This is a genomic window from Novimethylophilus sp., from assembly GCF_036504375.1.
Classification (GTDB): domain Bacteria; phylum Pseudomonadota; class Gammaproteobacteria; order Burkholderiales; family Methylophilaceae; genus Novimethylophilus.
The window spans coordinates 1-17,787 of sequence record NZ_DASXVH010000052.1; the positions used below are offsets into that span (position 1 = coordinate 1).

Here is a 17,787-nt window from a genome sequence, read left to right on the forward strand (position 1 = left end):
TGGATTGCGGGTTGACGTTGACGAACACTTTCTCGATGGCGACTTGCTCGGGATGGTAAGTCGCCATCACTTCGGCTAGGCCGTCGAGAATGATTTTGAGGCGTGCCGGCAGCTCGCCGCCAGCGCCGGTTTTGATGACGCCGCTGGCGATATAGGCCAGCTTTTCGCCGGTTTTTTCAATGACGCCGAAGCCGGTGATCCGCAGGCCGGGGTCGATGCCGAGAATGCGCGCCGTGATTACTCCTCGATCATTGCAGAGGTGTAGACTTCCTGCACGTCGTCCAGATCGTCCAGAGCGTCCAGCAGTTTCTGCATTTTCACTGCGTCATCGCCGGTGAGCACGGTTTCAGTGGCAGCTTTCATCGTCACTTCGCCCATTTCGGCCGTCAAACCCGCTGCCTCCAGCGCTTCCTTTACCGCGGTGAAATCGTTGGGAGTGGTGATGACTTCGATGCTGCCGTCGTCATTGGTGACGACGTCTTCCGCCCCGGCCTCCAGCGCGGCTTCCATGATCCGGTTTTCGTTACTGCCGGGGGCGAACAGCAGGCTGCCGCAGTGCTTGAACAGGAAGGCCACCGAACCGTCGGTGCCGAGATTACCGCCATGCTTGGAGAACGCATGGCGCACATCGGCCACCGTGCGTGTCTTGTTGTCGGTGAGGCAGTCGACCATCACCGCAGCGCCGCCGATGCCATAGCCTTCGTAACGGATTTCTTCGTAATTCACGCCGTCCAGCTGGCCCGAGCCGCGCTTGATCGCATTTTCGATATTATCCTTGGGCATGGATTCACCCTTGGCTTTGTCCACCGCCATCCGCAAACGCGGGTTGATCGCCGCATCGCCTCCGCCCATGCGGGCGGCAACGGTGATTTCCTTGATCAGACGGGTGAATATCTTGCCGCGTTTGGCATCCTGACGGCCCTTGCGATGCTGGATATTGGCCCATTTGCTATGTCCTGCCATGACTACCTCAATAATTCATTGAAATCGTGCGAATTTTACCACAGGACTATTCCTGGCCGATGGCAGGGTCAACCTCTTCGTGGCGACGGATGCCGTGCCAGGCAATGAGCGCCAAGGCCAGGGCGATCAGCAGCATGCCGGTCGTTTCCAGCTGGGACGGCACCTCGTGCAATTGCAGCCAGGCGGCCAGCACGCCGATGACCGGCGCCAACAGCGAGATCATGCTGGCAACGCCGGCCTGCATGCGCTTCAGCGCATATAACCATAGCAGCCAGGCCAGCGCATTGCAGGCGACGACGTTGTAAGCCACGGCACCTACCAGGTAGTTGGTCCACTGAATCGGCGGTGCCGGCAACAGCAGCGCCACCGCAACGATGGGCAGCGAGCCGAGCAGCATCTGCCATGCGGTGAACGACAGCAGATCCATATCCGGTGAGCGATGATGCAGTTTCTTGGCGAGTATCACCGCCAGCGCCCAGCTCACGCCGGCCAATACCGCCAGTGCATTGCTGAGCTGGTTTCCGTGCATGTGCCACGGCTCCAGAATAAGTGTCAGACCGACGACTGAAGCCATTGCCGCCAGCCATTGCAACCCGCGGATTTTTTCGCCCAGCAACGGCCAGGCAAGCACCATGACCCAGAACGGCATGGTGTAGGTCAGCACCGCCACCTTGCCCGCGCCGCCTTCTACCAGCGCCCAGATGATGAGTCCGGTAAAACCGCTGGTTTGCAGTATTCCGATCAGCGTCAGCCGCCCAAGATGCTGTGGGCGCAACGTTTTCTTCTGCATCAGCAGCACGGCGAACAGCATGATGGCTGCGAGAAACGTGCGTATGGCACCGAACTGGAAAGCGCCGATATGGAGCAGCGCCAGTTTCATGACTACCCAGTTGTAGCCCCATATGACGGACAACAGCATCAAGGCGGCTATTGCCGCGGCAGGATGTTCCGGTTTATTGATCAAGGCAAATGCTTTCGAAAATCCGAGGGTATGAAGATCAGGCTAGCTGCCGGAAAGTTCGGAAATGCCAGCCTGAATGCGGTCGAGCAGTTGGATAAACTGTTTTCGGTCTGTCTCGCCGAGCGGAGCCATCAAGCGTCGGACGCGCTGGTAATAATCCGGCATTACCTCATCCAGCCTGGCCTGGCCGGCCGCCGTCAGATGAATCGCGACCCGGCGCCGGTCATGATTGCCCAGTACCCGCTCGACCAGACCGTCGCGCTCGAGGCCATCCAGTAAGCCGGTCATCGTCGCGCGGGAAACTCCTGCTTTGTCGGCCAGTGCCGATGGTGCTGCGGTGCCGTCCACCTCGCGCATCAACAGGATCAAAACCCACCAGCGGCCCTGCAGTAGCGCATGCTGCTGCAAACAGGCGTCAAGGGCATCGGACAGATCGGTTGCGGTTCGCAGCAAATGCAGGAAGGTGACCACTGCTGTGATATCCGCGTCGGGATAGCGCTGCGCGAATTTATGCAGAATTGCGGGGGTGGGAAGGTCGCGGAGCTGCAGCATGGGTACATTGTAGTTAGCTGGCTAACCATGTCAAGCGCACAAGCCAAAACCATATCTGCATTTGCCCGAAAAGGAGTAATATTTCTCGATAAAGCCAATAACCATGAGGAGAACACCATGAAGACCGTGCGACAACTGCTGGAGCAAAAAGGCAGCCGGGTACTTTCGACAACGCCAGACGCTACCGTTTACGATGCCTTGCTGATCATGGCGGAAATGGAAGTCGGAGCCCTGGTCGTTATGGATGGAGATCGGTTGGCGGGAATCATTTCTGAGCGGGATTACGCCCGTAACGTCATTTTGCGGGGGAAAACTTCTAAAACCACGTCCGTCAGCGAGATCATGACCAGCAAAGTGCTCACCATCAGTTTCAATACGACGATAGAACAGTGCATGAACTTGATGACAGACAAGCGTGTGCGCCATTTGCCGGTCGTGGACGATGGCAAGGTGGTCGGTCTGCTGTCAATCGGCGATATCGTGAAGGAAACGATCGAACATCAGAAATTTCTAATTTCGCAACTGGAGAATTACATCAAGGGTTAAAGAAAACGCGCCACCAGCGCCCGTTCGACATTTCCACCCGGTAGCGGCAGACGTACCCGATAGCCGCTGCCGGGTGCTTCGTTCACGGCTTCGCCAGATATACCGATCAATTTTTCGACCTTGATTTCACGATTGCCTGCCGGATGGATGATTTCCAGCCGGTCCCCCACGGCAAAACGGTTTTTCACCGCGATTTCCGCCAATCCGCTCGCCGCATCGTAGTTGACCACATCTCCCACGTACTGCTGTCGCTCCGACTCCGAATGGCCGCGCAGATAATTCTGGTGCTCTACCGTGGAGTGACGTTGATAGAAGCCGTCGGTATAGCCGCGGTTGGCGAGGCTTTCCAGATCGGACAGCAACGATAAATCGAATGCCTGCCCTTGCATGGCATCGTCGATAGCCTTGCGATAAGCCTGGGAGGTGCGCGCAACATAATAAAGAGACTTGGTGCGTCCTTCGATTTTGAGCGAGTCTATACCTATCCGCAGCAACCGTTCGACGTGCTGTATCGCGCGCAGATCTTTGGAGTTCATGATGTAAGTGCCGTGCTCGTCTTCGAGGACCGGCATCAGCTGGCCCGGCCGTTCGCGCTCTTCGATCAGGTATACCTGGTCCGCCAGCGGATGACGTGGCAGGCTGCCGCAGTCGGACAAGGCGGATTGCTCCATCTCGGCGCGGAAATCGAAATCCTTGATCTGGATGATGCCAGCCGGATCTTCCTCGGCATCGTGTACCTTGTAATCCCAGCGGCAGGAGTTGGTGCAGGTGCCCTGATTGGGGTCGCGGTGGTTGAAATAGCCCGACAGCAGGCAGCGGCCGGAATAGGCGATGCACAGCGCGCCGTGGACGAAGACTTCCAGCTCCATGTCCGGACACTGCTGGCGGATTTCCTCGATTTCGTCCAGAGAGATCTCGCGCGAAAGTATCACGCGGGAGAGTCCCAGTGCCTGCCAGAACCTGACCGCGGCATAATTGACGGTATTGGCCTGCACCGACAGGTGCACCGGCATGTCCGGCCATTTTTCACGCACCATCATGATCAGGCCGGGGTCGGCCATGATCAGCGCATCCGGGCGCATCGCAATGACCGGTGCCATATCGGCGAGATAGCTCTTGAGCTTGGCATTGTGCGGCATCAGGTTGGAGGCGACATAAAACAGCTTGCCGCGCTGATGGGCTTCTTCTATGCCCTGCGCCAGTTGCGGCAACGCAAACTCGTTGTTGCGCGCACGCAGGCTGTAGCGCGGCTGGCCGGCATATACCGCGTCGGCACCGAAATCGTAAGCGGTACGCATTTTCTCCAGCGCACCGGCAGGCGCCAATAATTCGGGTGCTTTCATAGTGGTTGGTCTTCTATTGCAAACAGGCGGCGGTGTTCCAGAATGGCGTAACGATCGGTCATGCCGGCGATATAGTCTGCGATGGCGCGGGCGCGGCTATCTTTCGCTCTGGCCTGAAATTCGTCCGGTAACAGGGTTACATCTTCGATAAACGCATGGAACAGCTCGCGGATGATGCGACCGGCTTTGCTGCTCATGCGATTGACCCGGTAATGCCGGTACAGGTTGGCATGCAGAAACCGCTTGAGCTCGCGCTGCTCCTGCTGCATGGCGCTACTGAAAGCAATCAATGGCTCTGCCGTGCGCACCGCATCGATATCGATAGGGGCGCTCTCGGCGATATTGCACTCGCTTTGCCGGCATAAATCGACTACCAGCGTGTTGATCATGCGGCGTACGGTTTCGTGGATCAGGCGGCGTCCGGAAAGCACGGGATACAGTCGGCGCACTTCTTCCAGCTGACGTGAAAACAGGGACGCTTGCGATAACTGCTCGATGGAAATCAGTCCCGAACGCAGGCCGTCGTCCACGTCATGGTTGTTATAGGCAATTTCATCGGCCAGGTTGGCAACCTGCGCTTCGAGCGATGGGCTGTGGCCATGCAGAAAACGTGCGCCGAGCTCGCCCAGGGAGGGGGCATTATCGCGCGAACAATGCTTGAGTATGCCTTCGCGGGTTTCAAACGTCAGGTTGAGGCCGTCGAAACCGGCGTATTTCTGTTCCAGTTCGTCCACAACGCGCAGCGATTGCAGATTGTGTTCGAAACCGCCGTGCCCGCGCATGCATTCATTGAGCGCATCCTGTCCGGCATGGCCGAACGGCGTGTGGCCGAGGTCGTGTGCCAGCGCAATGGCTTCTACCAGATCCTCGTGCAGGCCTAGGTTGCGCGCGATGCCGCGCCCGATCTGGGCTACCTCCAGGCTATGCGTCAAGCGGGTGCGGAACAGGTCGCCTTCGTGATTGACGAAGACCTGCGTCTTGTATTCCAGCCTGCGGAAGGCGGTGGAGTGGATGATGCGGTCGCGGTCACGCTGGAACTCGTTGCGTCCCAGCGGAGGGGGTTCCTGATGTCGTCTGCCGCGCGTGCGTTCGGGTTGCGCGGCGTAAGGGGCAAGCTCAAGCATGGGCTGCGGCAAGCGTATCGCGCAGCAGTGCGGGCGGGTAATCGGCGGTAAATGTGGCCTTGCCTATGGCTTGCAGCAGAATCAACCGTATCTTGCCGTCCTGCACTTTTTTGTCCAGGCCCATCAAATCCAGGTAGGTATCAGGGTCGAGTTGCGGCGCAGCTACGGGCAGGTTGGCGGCTTGGTGGATCGCTGCAATACGCGATACATCCGCATCGCTGAGCCAGCCGAGACGGCGCGACAAATCCGCGGCCAGCATGGTTCCGGCGGCGACGGCTTCACCGTGCAGCCAGACGCCGTAACCCATGCCGGCTTCAATCGCATGGCCGAAGGTATGGCCCAGGTTGAGCAAGGCACGCACGCCGTTTTCGCGTTCGTCGGCAGCCACGACGGCCGCCTTGTTTTCGCAGGAGCGGCGTACGGCATAGGCCAGCGCTGCGGGTTCGCGGGCCATTAAGCGCGGCATATTCTGTTCCAGCCAGACGAAAAACTCGGGATCGCGAATCAGCCCGTATTTGATGATTTCCGCCAGACCGGCGGAAAGCTCGCGGTCCGGCAGGGTATTCAGCGTGCGCGTGTCTGCCAGCACCAGTTTCGGTTGCCAGAACGCGCCTATCATGTTCTTTCCCAGCGGGTGGTTGATGCCGGTTTTGCCGCCTACGGAAGAGTCCACCTGGGCCAGCAGGGTCGTCGGTACTTGAATGAACGGAACACCCCGCAGAAAGGTCGCCGCCGCGTAACCGGTCATGTCGCCGACGACGCCGCCACCCAACGCAAGCAATGTCGTGCCGCGTTCGCAGCGGTTTTCCAGCAGCGCATCATAAATCTTGCCTAGTATTTCGGCATTCTTGTAATGCTCGCCATCCGGCAGGATGATAGTGACGATGTCAACGTTTTCACGCCTTAGAGGTGCGCAAAGCTGTTCCAGATAAAGCGGCCCGATGGTGGTGTTGGTTACCACGGCGACCTGTTTGCGCTTGAGGTGCGGCCGAATCAGGTCGGCCCGGGCAAGCAGGTCCTGCCCGATGTGGATGGGATAGCTGCGTTCCGCGAATTCTACATTGAGCGTTTGCATATCAGGCTTTGAGACTGTTTTCGATTTGGGCGACTATCGTGCCGACGGGCTGTCCACCCGTGTCTATAACAACATCGGCAATTTCATTATAAAGCGGATCGCGTTGGGAATAGAGCATTTGCAAGCGTTCATGCGGATTTTCCGTCTGCAATAAAGGGCGATTGCGATCGCCGCGTGTGCGATGGCACAGCTCTTCAACACTGGCGCGCAAATAGATGACCTTGCCATTGTTTCCCAGCATCTGGCGATTTTCGGTGAGCAGCACTGCTCCGCCTCCGGTGGCTAGAACAATATCCTGTAACTTAGCCAATTCAGCGATGGCCTGGGCCTCACGTTTGCGAAATCCGGCCTCGCCTTCCAGTTCGAAAATTAGAGGAATATTGACGCCGGTGCGCCGCTCGATTTCGTGGTCGGAATCGTAAAAGGTTTTACCCAGCGATTTTGCCAGCAGTTTGCCCACTGTGGTCTTGCCGGCACCCATCAGGCCTACCAAAAAAATATTGCCCGCCACTCTCATGACGGGCAATTCTACCGGATAGCCCAGTGCCTACCAACAAAGATCAATTCAGCTGCATTGAATCGGACATGATCTTGGGCGTGATGAAGAACAGAATTTCCTGCTTGCTGTCCTCTCTGGCGTTGGAGCGGAACAATGGGCCGACGATCGGCAGCGCGCCGAAGAAAGGTACGCGCTCATTGGCGTCCTTCTTGGTTTCCTTATAGAAGCCGCCGAGCACTGCTGTTTCGCCATTATCCACCAGCACTTTGGTCTTGACTTTGTTCGTGTTGATGGCCGGTCCTGCGGTAGTGTCCTTGCCGCGCGAGTCGTTGGTGACCTCGATATCCATGCCAATTTTGTCGTCAGGCGTGATTTGCGGTGTTACCAATATGCCCAATGTAGCCTTCTTGAAAGCTACGCTGGTTGCACCTGAACTGCTGGCCTGCTGATACGGGATTTCTTCGCCGAAATCGAAACTCGACTGTTGCTGATTGGCCGTGATGACACGCGGGCTGGAAATAATCTTGGTTTTGCCGTCGGCCTCCGCCGCCGAAAGCTCGAGATTGAGCAGGAAGCCGGCAGGCAGTTTGAACAAGGTAAACGCCAGTGAAGACAACGCGGAGCCCGTTGCGCTGGTGGCTGGCAGGTTGACGTTCAGATCCTGGACTTGGCCCAGTGTCGTTGTTTTAGTGGCAAGATTTTGGGAATTGGCGACATGCGAACTGAATGCGTTATTACCGTTCTTTTTGGTGACGCCGAACTTTGCCCCCAGGCTCTTGCTGAAGCTCTCATCTGCGTTGACGATACGGGCTTCGATCAGCACCTGGCGTGCCGAAATATCCACTTTGTTCAGAATTTCCTGGATTTTCGCCAGCGAAGTGTCAATGTCCTTGACGAACAGCGTATTGGTCACAGGGTCAACAACCGCGCTGCCACGTTTTGACAATAAGGGCTGCTTGGCATCGCTGATCAGTGTCTTGATATCTGCGGCCTTTTGGTATTTGACTTCAAACGATTGCGTCACCAAAGGCTTGATATCGTCAATCTGGTTTTCCTGCTCCTGATCCTGTTTGCGGCGCGTGGCGATCTCATCCTTGGGTGCGAACACCAGGGTGTTGCCGAGATTGTCCATGCCCAGGCCTTTCTGTTTCATGATGATGTCCAGGGCTTGGTCCCATGGCACATCTTTCAGACGCAAAGTGATGGTTCCCTGTATGGCATCTGAAACCACCACATTCTTGCCGGTAAAGTCCCCTATGATACGCAATAAGCTCTTTACATCTATCCCATTGAAATCCAGTGAAAGTTTATCGCCGCTGAAGCCGGTTTTTGATCCCTGCATGATTTTGTTGGGATCGAATACGATGGGCTTCACCTCAACGGTAAAGCGCCGATCCGTTTGATAGGCTGAATGTTCCCAATCGCCTTTAGGCTCGATCACCATGCGGATGTTCTGTCCCTGCCTGTAGGTGTCGACAGTGAGTACCGGCGTGGCAAAATTCGTTACATTAAGCCGCCGTTCCATTTTTGCCGGGATGGCGGTGTTGAGGAATTCCACCACCAGATTTTTCCCTTGCTGGCGAATGTCGATGCCTGTGCCTGCTTCCTCAAGATCAACAATGATGCGGCCTTCGCCATTTTTTCCGCGCTGAAAATCGACATTTTTCAAAGCATTCTTTTGCAGGCCGGTTACTGCCTGACTAAAGTGCGTAGTAGCCGCGTCTGGAACCCCCGCACTACCGTTAGCCTGCAGCGTGACCAGTACGGTGCGGCCCTCAATGCTTGTAGAGTATGTGGCTGGTTTGTTGAGGTTGAGCACGATGCGGGTTCGGTTATTGGCTTGAACTGCGTTCATGCTTCGCAGCAGGCCATCACCCGCATTTATCGCATTTTTTGGTAAGTGATTGCCTACATTCACGAAATCAAGCGCAATGCGTGGTGGAGCTGCAGTGGTGAACGCTGCGGGAGGCTGCGCCGGTTCTTGTTTGAGCGTGACTTTTACAACGACTTTGCCTCCTGGCAACGCCGAGTAATCGATCTTTTCCACCGTGTTTGAATCACTCGCAACGTCTGCTCCGGAGTTGTCCGCCGCGCTCGCATTCAATGCCAAAAGCCCCATGGCAAGCAATGCGCCCAGCCATCTAAATTTCATGTATTGATAATTAATCATTTTGGCACCTACTCTTGCGGATTGATTGTAACGCGACGTTCCACATACTCGCCCGTCGTGTCCAGCAGCATTTCTTTAATAGCGACCTCGTCCTTGCTAAGACTCGTAACTAAGCCGTAATTCTGACCCATGTAATTTCCCACTTGTACCTGATACACCGCGTTATCCGGAGCCATGATCAATGCCACGCTCTTCTTGCCTTGCTCCAGGTAACCGACAAATTTGAGGCTTTCCAGGGGGAAAGATTCCAAGGGTTCTTTCAGGCGACTCAGATCCGGTTTCAATCCTCCGGATCTACCGCTGTCAGCGGCGCTACGCGCTTTAAACGGATCATGAAGCGAGCCATCTGCGTTGTACATTAAAGGTTCGTACTTTTTCAATTCCGGCAATGGTACGATCTTGCCTTTGACCTGAGACATGCGCTCTTTCATCCAGCGGTCGAGATCGTCCTCTTTCCCCCCGGAGCAACCGGCCAATATCAGTAGCGATGTCAACAACAGGGTAAACAGCCTCATGAACCTTGCCTCTTGGGTGAAACGCCTTTCTTGCTGGGGGCTGGCGCCTCGCTTTTATCCAGAGCCCGGAAAGTCGTGGCGATGGCATCCATGCTCAATTTGATTTGAGCGTTGCCTTTGCTGTCTTTGGCGCTGACGGGAACGATAGAGATTTCGCTCAAAGTTACGATGCGAGACATTTGTCCAAGATCGGCTGCAAACGCGCCAAGATCGTGATAAACGCCCAGCACGCGAATATTGATGGGCATTTCCGCATAAAGATTGGATGGCTTCTCAGCGCCGGGCTTGAACAAGTCGAACTCCAGCCCGCGGCCTATGCCAGCTTGATTGATATCCGTCAACAGCCCGTCCATCTGGGACTTATCCGGGAGCTGTTTAAGCAACGCATTGGATTTCTGCTCGGCTTCCTTTAATTGCGCCTTATATTTATCAAGATTGGCTGCCTGGGCCATCCTAGTTTCAAAAGCGCTTCGTAAACCGCTATTTTTGTCTGGCCCCCATTCTTCATCCCGCGCTATTTGCAGGTCGTCCAGCATCGGTTTCCAGATAAACCATCCGCCCGCAGCAACCACTACCAGCAGGATTGCCAGCAATAACACACCCTTGACAGGCAGCGGCATGCTGCCGATATTCTTGAAATCAATATTGCGCAGATCGTTGAGGTTCATGGCTAGCCTCTTTTCTGCTGAAGCTGCTTCATGGCATCAGAATCGGGTGTGGCCGACTTCAGTTTGACCGTCATCGTGAATGCACTCATTTTTTGGTTATTTTGGTTAGACGAAACAATTTGAATTAACTGTGGTGAATATAATATGTTCGAGTTGCTTAAATTCTTCACCAGGACGGCAACCCGAGCATTTGTATCCGCCACGCCTTCCATTGTGATGAGATCGCCAGTCTGTTTGAGGCTTTTCAGGGCTACGGCTTCCGGTATCTGGCGGGCGATCTCATCCAGCATCACCACTGCGCGGGACCTGTTGTTTTGCAACGATTCCACCGCCTGAATGCGATCCTTGAGTTCGCCAATTTTCGCCTTCAGGCCATCGATCTCCTTGATTTCATTGTCCAGCTTTGCGATCGCATCCTTTAGCCGCTGGTTTCTGGATGCCTGCGCCGCAACATCGGTGCCGATATACGTATATCCGGTAAAAATAATGGCGAGGCCAAGAGTCAGTACCGCCGCGGCCATGAGCCCAAACTGGCGCTGTTGTTCGGCACGCTTGATCTGGCGGTGCGGCAGTAGATTGATGCGAATTCTCATGCGTCGAATCTCCGCATTGCCAGACCGCAGGCGATCATCAATGAAGGTGCGTCCGCAGCCAGTTGGGTGGCATTAATATGTTTGGCCAGCGCTATATTGGCAAAAGGATTGGCTGTTACCGTATGGAGCTGCGTACGCGCTCCGACTGCCTCGTCGGCTCCGGCGATGGAGGCGCAGCCGCCCGCCAGCATGATATGGTCAATGCCAAACTGGGTGGAGTTGGTGAAAAGCTGTGCCGCGCGCGCAATTTCCATCGCCAGTGATTGCACAAATGGCTGCAATACTTCGGCGTCGTAATTATCCGGCAGTCCGCCTTTACGTTTGGCTATTTCGGCCTCTTCCGGGGACAAGCCGTAGCGACGGATAACTTCCTGCGTCAGCTGATTGCCGCCAAAAGGCTGTTCGCGGGTGTAGACCGATTGATTGTCATGCAACACATTGATATGCATCATTTGCGCACCGACATCGACGATCATGACCGTTTGATCGCTGCCGGCGTTGGGCAGCTGGCTGGCGGCAAGGCTGTACGCCGCTTCAGTAGCATAGGTTTCCACGTCCATGACGACCGCCTTGAGCCCGGCTTCCTCGGCGACGGCGATCCGGTCTTCAATGCGTTCTTTCTTGGACGCTGCGATTAAAACTTCGACATTTTGAGGGTTGTTGGGGACGGTATCCAATATCTGGAAATCGATATTGACCTCATCCAGAGAAAACGGAATGTACTGATTGGCCTCGGCTTCAACCTGAAGCTCCATTTCCATTTCGCTCAAGCCAGCCAGCATATTGACTTTTTTGCTGATGACCGCGGCCGCGGGCAGTGCCAGTGCAATATTCTTTTCGCGCGTCCCCATCAATTTCCAGGCGCGGCGAATGGTCTCGCTGACGTGTTCCAGGCTGGCGATATTACCGTCCACCACGGCATCCCTGGGCAGCGGTGCGATGGCGTAACGCTCGAGCCGATAAGCGCCCTTGCCGTCATCGGCCAATTCCACCATTTTCACTGTGGTCGAGCTGATGTCGACACCGATAAGCGGTGGAGCATGATCTTTAAAGAAATCAAACAACCCGAAATCCCTTCTATATCGATCAGTTACGGGCTAAGCAAACAATTTACGTTAAATCCTAGCAACAACTATCGACACTGTAAAGATTTTTTTTAATTTTCATTTATTTGCCGTGCGGCATATAATCCATTTTGAAAAAACTGTGCTGAAAATTTTTCCCATGTTTCTCAATAAATGGTGGCAATACCTGATCCTAGCAACGGTCGTTGCCGTCCTTGCGGTAGCTTCGCTGATCGGCCTGGCGGCCGTGCTGATATATCCCGATCTGCCTTCTCTTGAATCGTTGACCGATTATCGGCCGAAAGTGCCGTTGCGCGTATATTCCGAAGATGGCTATCTGATTGGCGAGTTTGGCGAAGAGCGGCGTGCGGTGGTCAAAATTGAAGATGTTCCGCTGCATATGAAACAAGCCATTCTGGCGGCGGAGGACGAGCGTTTCTATCAGCATGGGGGAGTCGATACCCTGGGTGTGCTGCGTGCCGCATTCGCCAATCTGAGTGCAGGCGGAGCCAAAGAAGGGGCGAGTACCATCACCATGCAGGTGGCGCGCAACTTTTTCCTCTCCAGCGAAAAAACCCTCAAGCGCAAAATCAGTGAAGCGTTGCTGGCTATCAAAATCGAGCATAGTCTTTCCAAAGACCGTATTCTTGAGCTGTATATCAATCAGATTTACTTGGGGCAGCGGGCGTATGGTTTTGCCGCCGCATCTCAAGTCTATTACGGCAAGCCGCTCGATAAATTGAATGCTGCCGAATTCGCAATGCTGGCCGGGCTGCCAAAGGCACCGTCGCGCTACAACCCTTTCGCTAACCTTAAACGTGCCGAGGCGCGCCAGAATTATGTGCTGAAGCGCATGCGCGAATTGAAATTCCTCAGCGAAAGCGAGTATCAGGCCAGCCTCAAGCAGGAGCTGCACTTCAAGGCATCGCGCCAATCGCGTGATCTCGCAGCTGATTATGTGGCTGAGATCGTGCGTCAGGAATTGTATTCGCGTTACCAGGAAAGCATCTATAGCAGCGGAATGAAGGTGGTCACTACCATCCTCAAGAAAAACCAACTTGCCGCCAATGAAGCCGTGCTGCGCGGCGTTCTGGATTATGACAAGCGCCATAATTATCGAGGTCCGGAAGGACTGGTTCACCTGGCGCATGGAGATCAGGGCTCGCTGGAGGCACTGATGGACGACGCGCTGGATGATGTGCAGGAATTTGGCGGATTGGTGCCGGCGGTGGTACTGGATGCATCGCCCAAGCGTATCAAGGCTTACCGCCAGAATGGGCATATCGAAGAAATCACCGGCGATGGCCTGCAGCTGGTAGCCAGGACACTTGCGGAAAAAGCTGCCGATAAGCAGAAAATCAAGCGTGGCTCCATCATTCGGCTATACCAGGCCAACGACGGCAAATGGAGCGTGGTACAGCTGCCCCAGGTGGAAGCTGCGCTGGTGGCCGCAGATCCTCAATCCGGGGCTATCCGTGCACTGGTGGGTGGCTTCGACTTTACCCGCAATAAATTCAATCATGCAACCCAGGCCTGGCGGCAACCCGGTTCCAGTTTCAAGCCGTTTATTTATTCTGCGGCGCTGGAAAAAGGGCTGACTGCCGCTACCGTCATTAATGATGCGCCTATCGTGATCAGTGCCGCCGAAACCGGCAGCAGCGAATGGACGCCGCAAAACTTCGACGGTAAATTCGAAGGACCGATGCGCATGCGTACCGCGCTTACCAAATCCAAGAACATGGTGTCGATTCGTATCCTGCAGAATATCGGCGTGCCTTACGCACAGGACTATATTCAGCGCTTCGGATTTTCCGCCAAGGATCACCCGCCCTATCTGGCAATGGCTTTGGGTGCCGGCTCGGTGACTCCGTGGCAAATGGTCGGCGCGTATTCCGTGTTTGCCAACGGTGGCTACCGGGTACAGCCTTATCTGATCGCGAAGATCACCGATGCCCAGGGTAAACTGATCGAGCAGGCTAAACCGGTGAGTGCCGGTGCCGGTGCGGAGCATGTCGTCGATCCGCGCAATACCTTCATCATGACCAGCATCCTGCGCGACGTCGCTCGCATCGGTACCGCCGCCAAGGCGCGTGAGCTGGGGCGTTACGATCTCGCAGGCAAGACCGGTACCACCAATAATCTGGTGGATGCCTGGTTCGCCGGTTATAACCCGACACAAGTCGCGGTGGCCTGGATCGGGTTCGACCAGCCGCGTACGCTGGGCAATCAGGAAACTGGCGGCCACGCTGCATTGCCGATGTGGATCAGTTATATGGGCAAAGTGCTGCAGGGCGTGCCGGATGAGCCATATCCTGTTCCGCCGGGAGTGGTGCAGGCCAAGGTCAATCCGCTGACAGGTTTGCGGGTGGATGAAAACGAAAGCGGCCTGTATGAATATTTTTATCAGGAATTCCTGCCGCCGCTGGCACACTCGGGCGAAAGCAATATTCTCGATGGAGAGGAGCCCGCAATACCGCCGCCGGGTGGAGGCGGAGGCGGCGTCAGTCCGATGCTGCAGGATCAGCTATTCTGATGTCCAAGGATTCCACTACGCGCCAGCATCACCTCAGGCAGCTGGTTGCGCAGCAAGCCGCACGCATGATGGCGGAAGAAGGCATCGCCGATTATGCCTTCGCCAAGCGCAAGGCGGCACGGCAGCTCGGCATGACGGACGCGAATTGTCTGCCGGGAAATGCCGAAATCGAATCGGCGCTGAGAATTCATCAGGAAATTTATCACGCGGAAGAGCATGCCGCCGCGCTGCACCGACTGCGTACCGATGCGCTTGCCACGATGCGCCTATTGGAGCGCTTTGATCCTCAATTAACCGGGTCGGTGCTGGACGGTACGGCGGGTCGCCACGCCGAAACCGATATTCATCTTTTTGTCGACAGCGACAAAGAGGTGGAAATTTTCCTGTTAAATAATAAAATATCGTATCAGACTAGCGAGAAAAGCTACCATCACGGCGGCGAGCGGCGCAAGGTGCCGGTATTTACGCTGGAAGGCCCAAGCGGGCCGATCCGGCTCATTATTTTTTCGCCCGAAGATGCGCGCACTTCGCCGCGTAATGCCGCAGGCGGTGTAGTTTCGCGTGCTCGGCCGGTGGCTGTGGAAAGCCTGCTCAACGAAATCCATGAATGACAGCGACGTAAAATTTGAACTCTCTTCAACGCCGGACGATTCCCGCTTCCTGGTGCACAGCAACCTGGAAATCGTGCGTACTTTTCGCGGTCTGATCAGTCGCAATGAAATGGTGAGCGCGTTTTTCAACGCGGGAAATGAGCTATTGCTGACTTCCGTACTGGCCGTGGACCCCGATGCCAATACGGTGATGCTGGACTATGGCTCCAATCCGGCCGTCAACCAGCGCATACTCAAAAGCGAAAAAATCATTTTCGTCACGACGTTGGACAGCGTGAAAGTGCAGTGGGTCAGCAGTCACATAGAAAGCGATGCTTTCGAAGGACGCGATGCCTTCCGGATCGCCATCCCCCAGCAGATCTTGCGCTTGCAGCGGCGCGAATATTACCGATTGACGACGCCGGTCATCAATCCGCTCAAATGCAAGATTCCTACCGCGGAGGGCATGACCGTCGATATAACGATCGCGGATATCAGCGCCGGCGGCATAGGTATCGTTATTGCCCAGCCGCTTGGTGTGGCGTTCGAAGTCGGCGCGACATTTCCCGGCTGCCGGGTGGAATTGCCCGGTGTAGGGACGGCCGAATTCACGCTAGCCATCCAAAGCACCTGGGAAGTGACAATGAAAAACGGCAATAAAAGCTTGCGGGCCGGATGCCAGTTCGTCGATATGCGGCCCGGCATACAGGCATTGATCCAGCGTTACATCATCAAGCTCGAGCGGGAACGCATCGCTAACGCTCCCGGCCACTGATCGGTTAATTGGATCAGTCTTTAAGCCAGCGCGCAACGTCCAGCGCGTAATAAGTCAAAATCCCGTCCGCCCCGGCGCGCTTGAAGGCCAGCATCGCTTCCAGTACGCAGGCTTGCTCGTCCAGCCAGCCGTTCTGCGCCGCTGCCTTGAGCATCGCGTATTCGCCGCTGACGTGATAGGCAAACGTCGGCACGCCAAATTCTTCTTTCACCCGGCGCACGATATCCAGGTAGGGCATGCCGGGCTTGACCATGACCATGTCCGCGCCTTCCTCCAGATCCAGCGCGACTTCTTTCAACGCCTCGTCGGAATTGGCCGGGTCCATCTGATAGGTATGCTTGTTGCCTTTGCCCAGGTTGGCAGCCGAACCCACGGCATCGCGGAACGGGCCGTAAAAGCTGGAAGCATATTTCGCCGAATAGGCAAGGATGCGGGTGTGGATGTGGCCGTCGAATTCCAGCGCCTGGCGGATCGCGCCTATGCGCCCGTCCATCATGTCGGACGGCGCCACCACGTCGGCGCCGGCTTCGGCATGGCACAGCGCCTGCCTTACCAGCACCGCCACGGTTTCATCGTTCAGCACGTAGCCGCTGCCGTCGATCAGGCCGTCCTGGCCGTGGATGGTGTAGGGGTCGAGCGCGACGTCGGTGATGATGCCGAGCTGCGGAAAGGACGACTTCAATGCCTTGATCGTGCGCGGCACCAGCCCGTCCGGGTTGTAGGCTTCCGCGGCATCCATGCTCTTGAACGACTGATCCACCACCGGGAACAGCGCCAGTGCGGGGATGCCGAACTTGGCGCATTCTTCCGCCGTTTTCAGCAGCACGTCTATGCTCTGGCGCTGCACGCCGGGCATGGAGGCCACATTCTCGACGCGGTTTGCGCCGTCCAGCACGAACACCGGATAAATCAGGTCGTTGGCGGTCAGCACGTTCTCGCGCATCAGGCGGCGCGAGAAATCGTCGCGGCGCATGCGGCGCGGGCGTGCCGCAGGATGTTTGCCATAGGTACCCATAATGCTCTTCCCTTATCCGAAAACTCTGGCCAATTCTACGCCGGGGTCGGGCTGGCGCATGAAGGCCTCGCCGACGAGAAAGGTATTGACGTTGTGGCTGCGCATCAATGCGACATCCGCGGGAGTGAAAATGCCGCTCTCGGTTACGACGATGCGTTCCTGCGGGATGCGGTTTAATAGCTCCAGCGTGGTGTCCAGCGTGACGTCGAAGGTGCGCAGATTGCGGTTGTTGATGCCGATCAGCGGCGTATCCAGTTGCAGCGCCAGGTCGAGTTCCTCGCCGTCATGCACTTCGACCAGCACCGCCATGCCGAGATCGTGCGCCAGCGCTTCGAGTTCCTTCATGCGCGGCAGGTTCAATGCAGCGACGATCAGCAATATGCAGTCAGCGCCCATTGCCCGCGCTTCATAGACCTGATAGGGCTCGATCATGAAATCCTTGCGCAACACCGGGATGTCGCAGGCCGCTCGGGCTTGCTGCAGGTATTCCGGGCTGCCCTGGAAATACTGTCTGTCGGTCAACACCGAGAGGCAGGCCGCTCCATGCGCAGCGTAGGTCGCGGCGATTGCCACCGGCCGGAAATCTTCGCGGATGATGCCTTTCGACGGGCTGGCCTTCTTGATCTCGGCGATCACCGCCGGCCGGCTTGCGGCAATTTTCGCTTGAATGGCGCCGATAAAGTCGCGCGGCGGCGGCGCGTCTTCCGCTTCGTTGCGCATCAGGATCAGCGGCTTGGTTTCTCGCGCCTCGACCACTTCGGCGTGCTTGGTATCGAGGATTTTCTTCAGGATGTCGGACAT

General features: G+C 56.2%; 19 protein-coding genes. 4 read left to right on the plus strand and 15 right to left on the minus strand.

Translation table 11 applies throughout. The features are described from left to right. From VGK14_RS08330 to VGK14_RS08345, 4 genes are all read right to left on the minus strand, one after another. A partial coding sequence (locus VGK14_RS08330) for a crossover junction endodeoxyribonuclease RuvC (protein WP_331508600.1) occupies nt 1–238 on the minus strand: 238 nt, incomplete at its 3' end. Continuing rightward, nucleotides 238–963 (minus strand): YebC/PmpR family DNA-binding transcriptional regulator, encoded by a 726-nt coding sequence (locus tag VGK14_RS08335; RefSeq protein WP_331508547.1) that lies wholly within the window; start codon nt 961–963, stop codon nt 238–240. The genes VGK14_RS08335 and VGK14_RS08330, both read right to left, overlap by 1 nt. 46 nt (nt 964–1,009) lie before the next feature. Beyond that, nucleotides 1,010–1,924 (minus strand): DMT family transporter, encoded by a 915-nt coding sequence (locus VGK14_RS08340; RefSeq protein ID WP_414691712.1) that lies wholly within the window; start codon nt 1,922–1,924, stop codon nt 1,010–1,012. 42 nt (nt 1,925–1,966) lie between these two features. Beyond that, complete coding sequence (locus tag VGK14_RS08345) at nt 1,967–2,476, minus strand: MarR family winged helix-turn-helix transcriptional regulator (protein ID WP_331508549.1); 510 nt, start codon at nt 2,474–2,476, stop codon at nt 1,967–1,969. A gap of 117 nt (nt 2,477–2,593) precedes the next feature. Between VGK14_RS08345 and VGK14_RS08350 the strand changes: the two genes are divergently transcribed. After that, complete coding sequence (locus tag VGK14_RS08350) at nt 2,594–3,022, plus strand: CBS domain-containing protein (RefSeq protein ID WP_331508550.1); 429 nt, start codon at nt 2,594–2,596, stop codon at nt 3,020–3,022. On the opposite strand, the gene yegQ is transcribed toward VGK14_RS08350, so the two are convergent. Genes yegQ through VGK14_RS08395 form a run of 9 tightly spaced genes read right to left on the minus strand, consistent with a single transcriptional unit; the run spans nt 3,019 to nt 12,073 of the window. Then, nucleotides 3,019–4,365, minus strand: coding sequence for a tRNA 5-hydroxyuridine modification protein YegQ (gene yegQ, locus VGK14_RS08355; protein WP_331508551.1), 1,347 nt, complete (start codon nt 4,363–4,365; stop codon nt 3,019–3,021). The two genes, VGK14_RS08350 and yegQ, sit on opposite strands and share 4 nt — an antisense overlap. Further along, the gene (locus VGK14_RS08360) at nt 4,362–5,489 is read right to left on the minus strand and encodes a deoxyguanosinetriphosphate triphosphohydrolase (protein WP_331508553.1); all 1,128 of its coding nucleotides are present in this window, start codon (nt 5,487–5,489) and stop codon (nt 4,362–4,364) included. Before VGK14_RS08360 ends, yegQ begins: the two co-directional genes overlap by 4 nt. After that, nucleotides 5,482–6,564, minus strand: a complete 1,083-nt coding sequence (aroB, locus tag VGK14_RS08365; protein ID WP_331508554.1) for a 3-dehydroquinate synthase — start codon at nt 6,562–6,564, stop codon at nt 5,482–5,484. Before aroB ends, VGK14_RS08360 begins: the two co-directional genes overlap by 8 nt. 1 nt (nt 6,565) lies before the next feature. Next, on the minus strand, nt 6,566–7,081 hold the full coding sequence (gene aroK / locus VGK14_RS08370) for a shikimate kinase AroK (protein WP_331508555.1): 516 nt from the start codon (nt 7,079–7,081) through the stop codon (nt 6,566–6,568). Nucleotides 7,082–7,124: 43 nt separating this feature from the next. Further along, the gene (pilQ, locus tag VGK14_RS08375; protein ID WP_331508556.1) at nt 7,125–9,233 is read right to left on the minus strand and encodes a type IV pilus secretin PilQ; all 2,109 of its coding nucleotides are present in this window, start codon (nt 9,231–9,233) and stop codon (nt 7,125–7,127) included. Nucleotides 9,234–9,241: 8 nt separating this feature from the next. Continuing rightward, nucleotides 9,242–9,748: a pilus assembly protein PilP gene (locus tag VGK14_RS08380; protein ID WP_331508557.1), complete on the minus strand. Its 507-nt coding sequence runs from the start codon at nt 9,746–9,748 to the stop codon at nt 9,242–9,244. Then, nucleotides 9,745–10,416, minus strand: a complete 672-nt coding sequence (locus VGK14_RS08385; protein ID WP_331508559.1) for a type 4a pilus biogenesis protein PilO — start codon at nt 10,414–10,416, stop codon at nt 9,745–9,747. The genes VGK14_RS08380 and VGK14_RS08385 overlap by 4 nt, the downstream gene beginning before the upstream one ends. A 2-nt stretch (nt 10,417–10,418) precedes the next feature. Further along, nucleotides 10,419–11,009, minus strand: a complete 591-nt coding sequence (locus VGK14_RS08390) for a PilN domain-containing protein (protein ID WP_331508560.1) — start codon at nt 11,007–11,009, stop codon at nt 10,419–10,421. Then, nucleotides 11,006–12,073, minus strand: a complete 1,068-nt coding sequence (locus VGK14_RS08395) for a pilus assembly protein PilM (protein WP_331508561.1) — start codon at nt 12,071–12,073, stop codon at nt 11,006–11,008. The genes VGK14_RS08390 and VGK14_RS08395 overlap by 4 nt, the downstream gene beginning before the upstream one ends. A gap of 160 nt (nt 12,074–12,233) precedes the next feature. Here VGK14_RS08395 and VGK14_RS08400 point away from each other — a divergent pair, with 160 nt between their 5' ends. From VGK14_RS08400 to VGK14_RS08410, 3 genes are read left to right on the plus strand one after another with little or no spacing between them, the layout of a single operon-like run. Next, nucleotides 12,234–14,606, plus strand: a complete 2,373-nt coding sequence (locus tag VGK14_RS08400) for a penicillin-binding protein 1A (RefSeq protein ID WP_331508562.1) — start codon at nt 12,234–12,236, stop codon at nt 14,604–14,606. Next, nucleotides 14,606–15,217, plus strand: a complete 612-nt coding sequence (locus tag VGK14_RS08405) for a hypothetical protein (protein WP_331508563.1) — start codon at nt 14,606–14,608, stop codon at nt 15,215–15,217. Before VGK14_RS08400 ends, VGK14_RS08405 begins: the two co-directional genes overlap by 1 nt. Continuing rightward, nucleotides 15,210–15,971: a flagellar brake protein gene (locus VGK14_RS08410; protein WP_331508564.1), complete on the plus strand. Its 762-nt coding sequence runs from the start codon at nt 15,210–15,212 to the stop codon at nt 15,969–15,971. The genes VGK14_RS08405 and VGK14_RS08410 overlap by 8 nt, the downstream gene beginning before the upstream one ends. Nucleotides 15,972–15,984: 13 nt before the next feature. On the opposite strand, the gene hemB is transcribed toward VGK14_RS08410, so the two are convergent. Beyond that, nucleotides 15,985–16,986: a porphobilinogen synthase gene (gene hemB / locus VGK14_RS08415; RefSeq protein WP_331508565.1), complete on the minus strand. Its 1,002-nt coding sequence runs from the start codon at nt 16,984–16,986 to the stop codon at nt 15,985–15,987. A gap of 12 nt (nt 16,987–16,998) precedes the next feature. Then, nucleotides 16,999–17,787, minus strand: coding sequence for an indole-3-glycerol phosphate synthase TrpC (gene trpC / locus VGK14_RS08420; protein WP_331508566.1), 789 nt, complete (start codon nt 17,785–17,787; stop codon nt 16,999–17,001).

What these genes read in the sequence shown, in the direction of transcription:
- VGK14_RS08360 (WP_331508553.1), bottom strand. Translation starts at nt 5,489, where the DNA reads ATGCTTGAGCTTGCCCCTTACGCCGCGCAACCCGAACGCACGCGCGGC.
- VGK14_RS08345 (WP_331508549.1), bottom strand. Translation starts at nt 2,476, where the DNA reads ATGCTGCAGCTCCGCGACCTTCCCACCCCCGCAATTCTGCATAAATTC.
- aroB (WP_331508554.1), bottom strand. Translation starts at nt 6,564, where the DNA reads ATGCAAACGCTCAATGTAGAATTCGCGGAACGCAGCTATCCCATCCAC.
- yegQ (WP_331508551.1), bottom strand. Translation starts at nt 4,365, where the DNA reads ATGAAAGCACCCGAATTATTGGCGCCTGCCGGTGCGCTGGAGAAAATG.
- VGK14_RS08410 (WP_331508564.1), top strand. Translation starts at nt 15,210, where the DNA reads ATGAATGACAGCGACGTAAAATTTGAACTCTCTTCAACGCCGGACGAT.
- VGK14_RS08350 (WP_331508550.1), top strand. Translation starts at nt 2,594, where the DNA reads ATGAAGACCGTGCGACAACTGCTGGAGCAAAAAGGCAGCCGGGTACTT.
- aroK (WP_331508555.1), bottom strand. Translation starts at nt 7,081, where the DNA reads ATGAGAGTGGCGGGCAATATTTTTTTGGTAGGCCTGATGGGTGCCGGC.
- VGK14_RS08405 (WP_331508563.1), top strand. Translation starts at nt 14,606, where the DNA reads ATGTCCAAGGATTCCACTACGCGCCAGCATCACCTCAGGCAGCTGGTT.
- VGK14_RS08400 (WP_331508562.1), top strand. Translation starts at nt 12,234, where the DNA reads ATGTTTCTCAATAAATGGTGGCAATACCTGATCCTAGCAACGGTCGTT.
- hemB (WP_331508565.1), bottom strand. Translation starts at nt 16,986, where the DNA reads ATGGGTACCTATGGCAAACATCCTGCGGCACGCCCGCGCCGCATGCGC.
- trpC (WP_331508566.1), bottom strand. Translation starts at nt 17,787, where the DNA reads ATGTCCGACATCCTGAAGAAAATCCTCGATACCAAGCACGCCGAAGTG.
- VGK14_RS08385 (WP_331508559.1), bottom strand. Translation starts at nt 10,416, where the DNA reads ATGAACCTCAACGATCTGCGCAATATTGATTTCAAGAATATCGGCAGC.
- pilQ (WP_331508556.1), bottom strand. Translation starts at nt 9,233, where the DNA reads ATGATTAATTATCAATACATGAAATTTAGATGGCTGGGCGCATTGCTT.
- VGK14_RS08390 (WP_331508560.1), bottom strand. Translation starts at nt 11,009, where the DNA reads ATGAGAATTCGCATCAATCTACTGCCGCACCGCCAGATCAAGCGTGCC.
- VGK14_RS08335 (WP_331508547.1), bottom strand. Translation starts at nt 963, where the DNA reads ATGGCAGGACATAGCAAATGGGCCAATATCCAGCATCGCAAGGGCCGT.
- VGK14_RS08380 (WP_331508557.1), bottom strand. Translation starts at nt 9,748, where the DNA reads ATGAGGCTGTTTACCCTGTTGTTGACATCGCTACTGATATTGGCCGGT.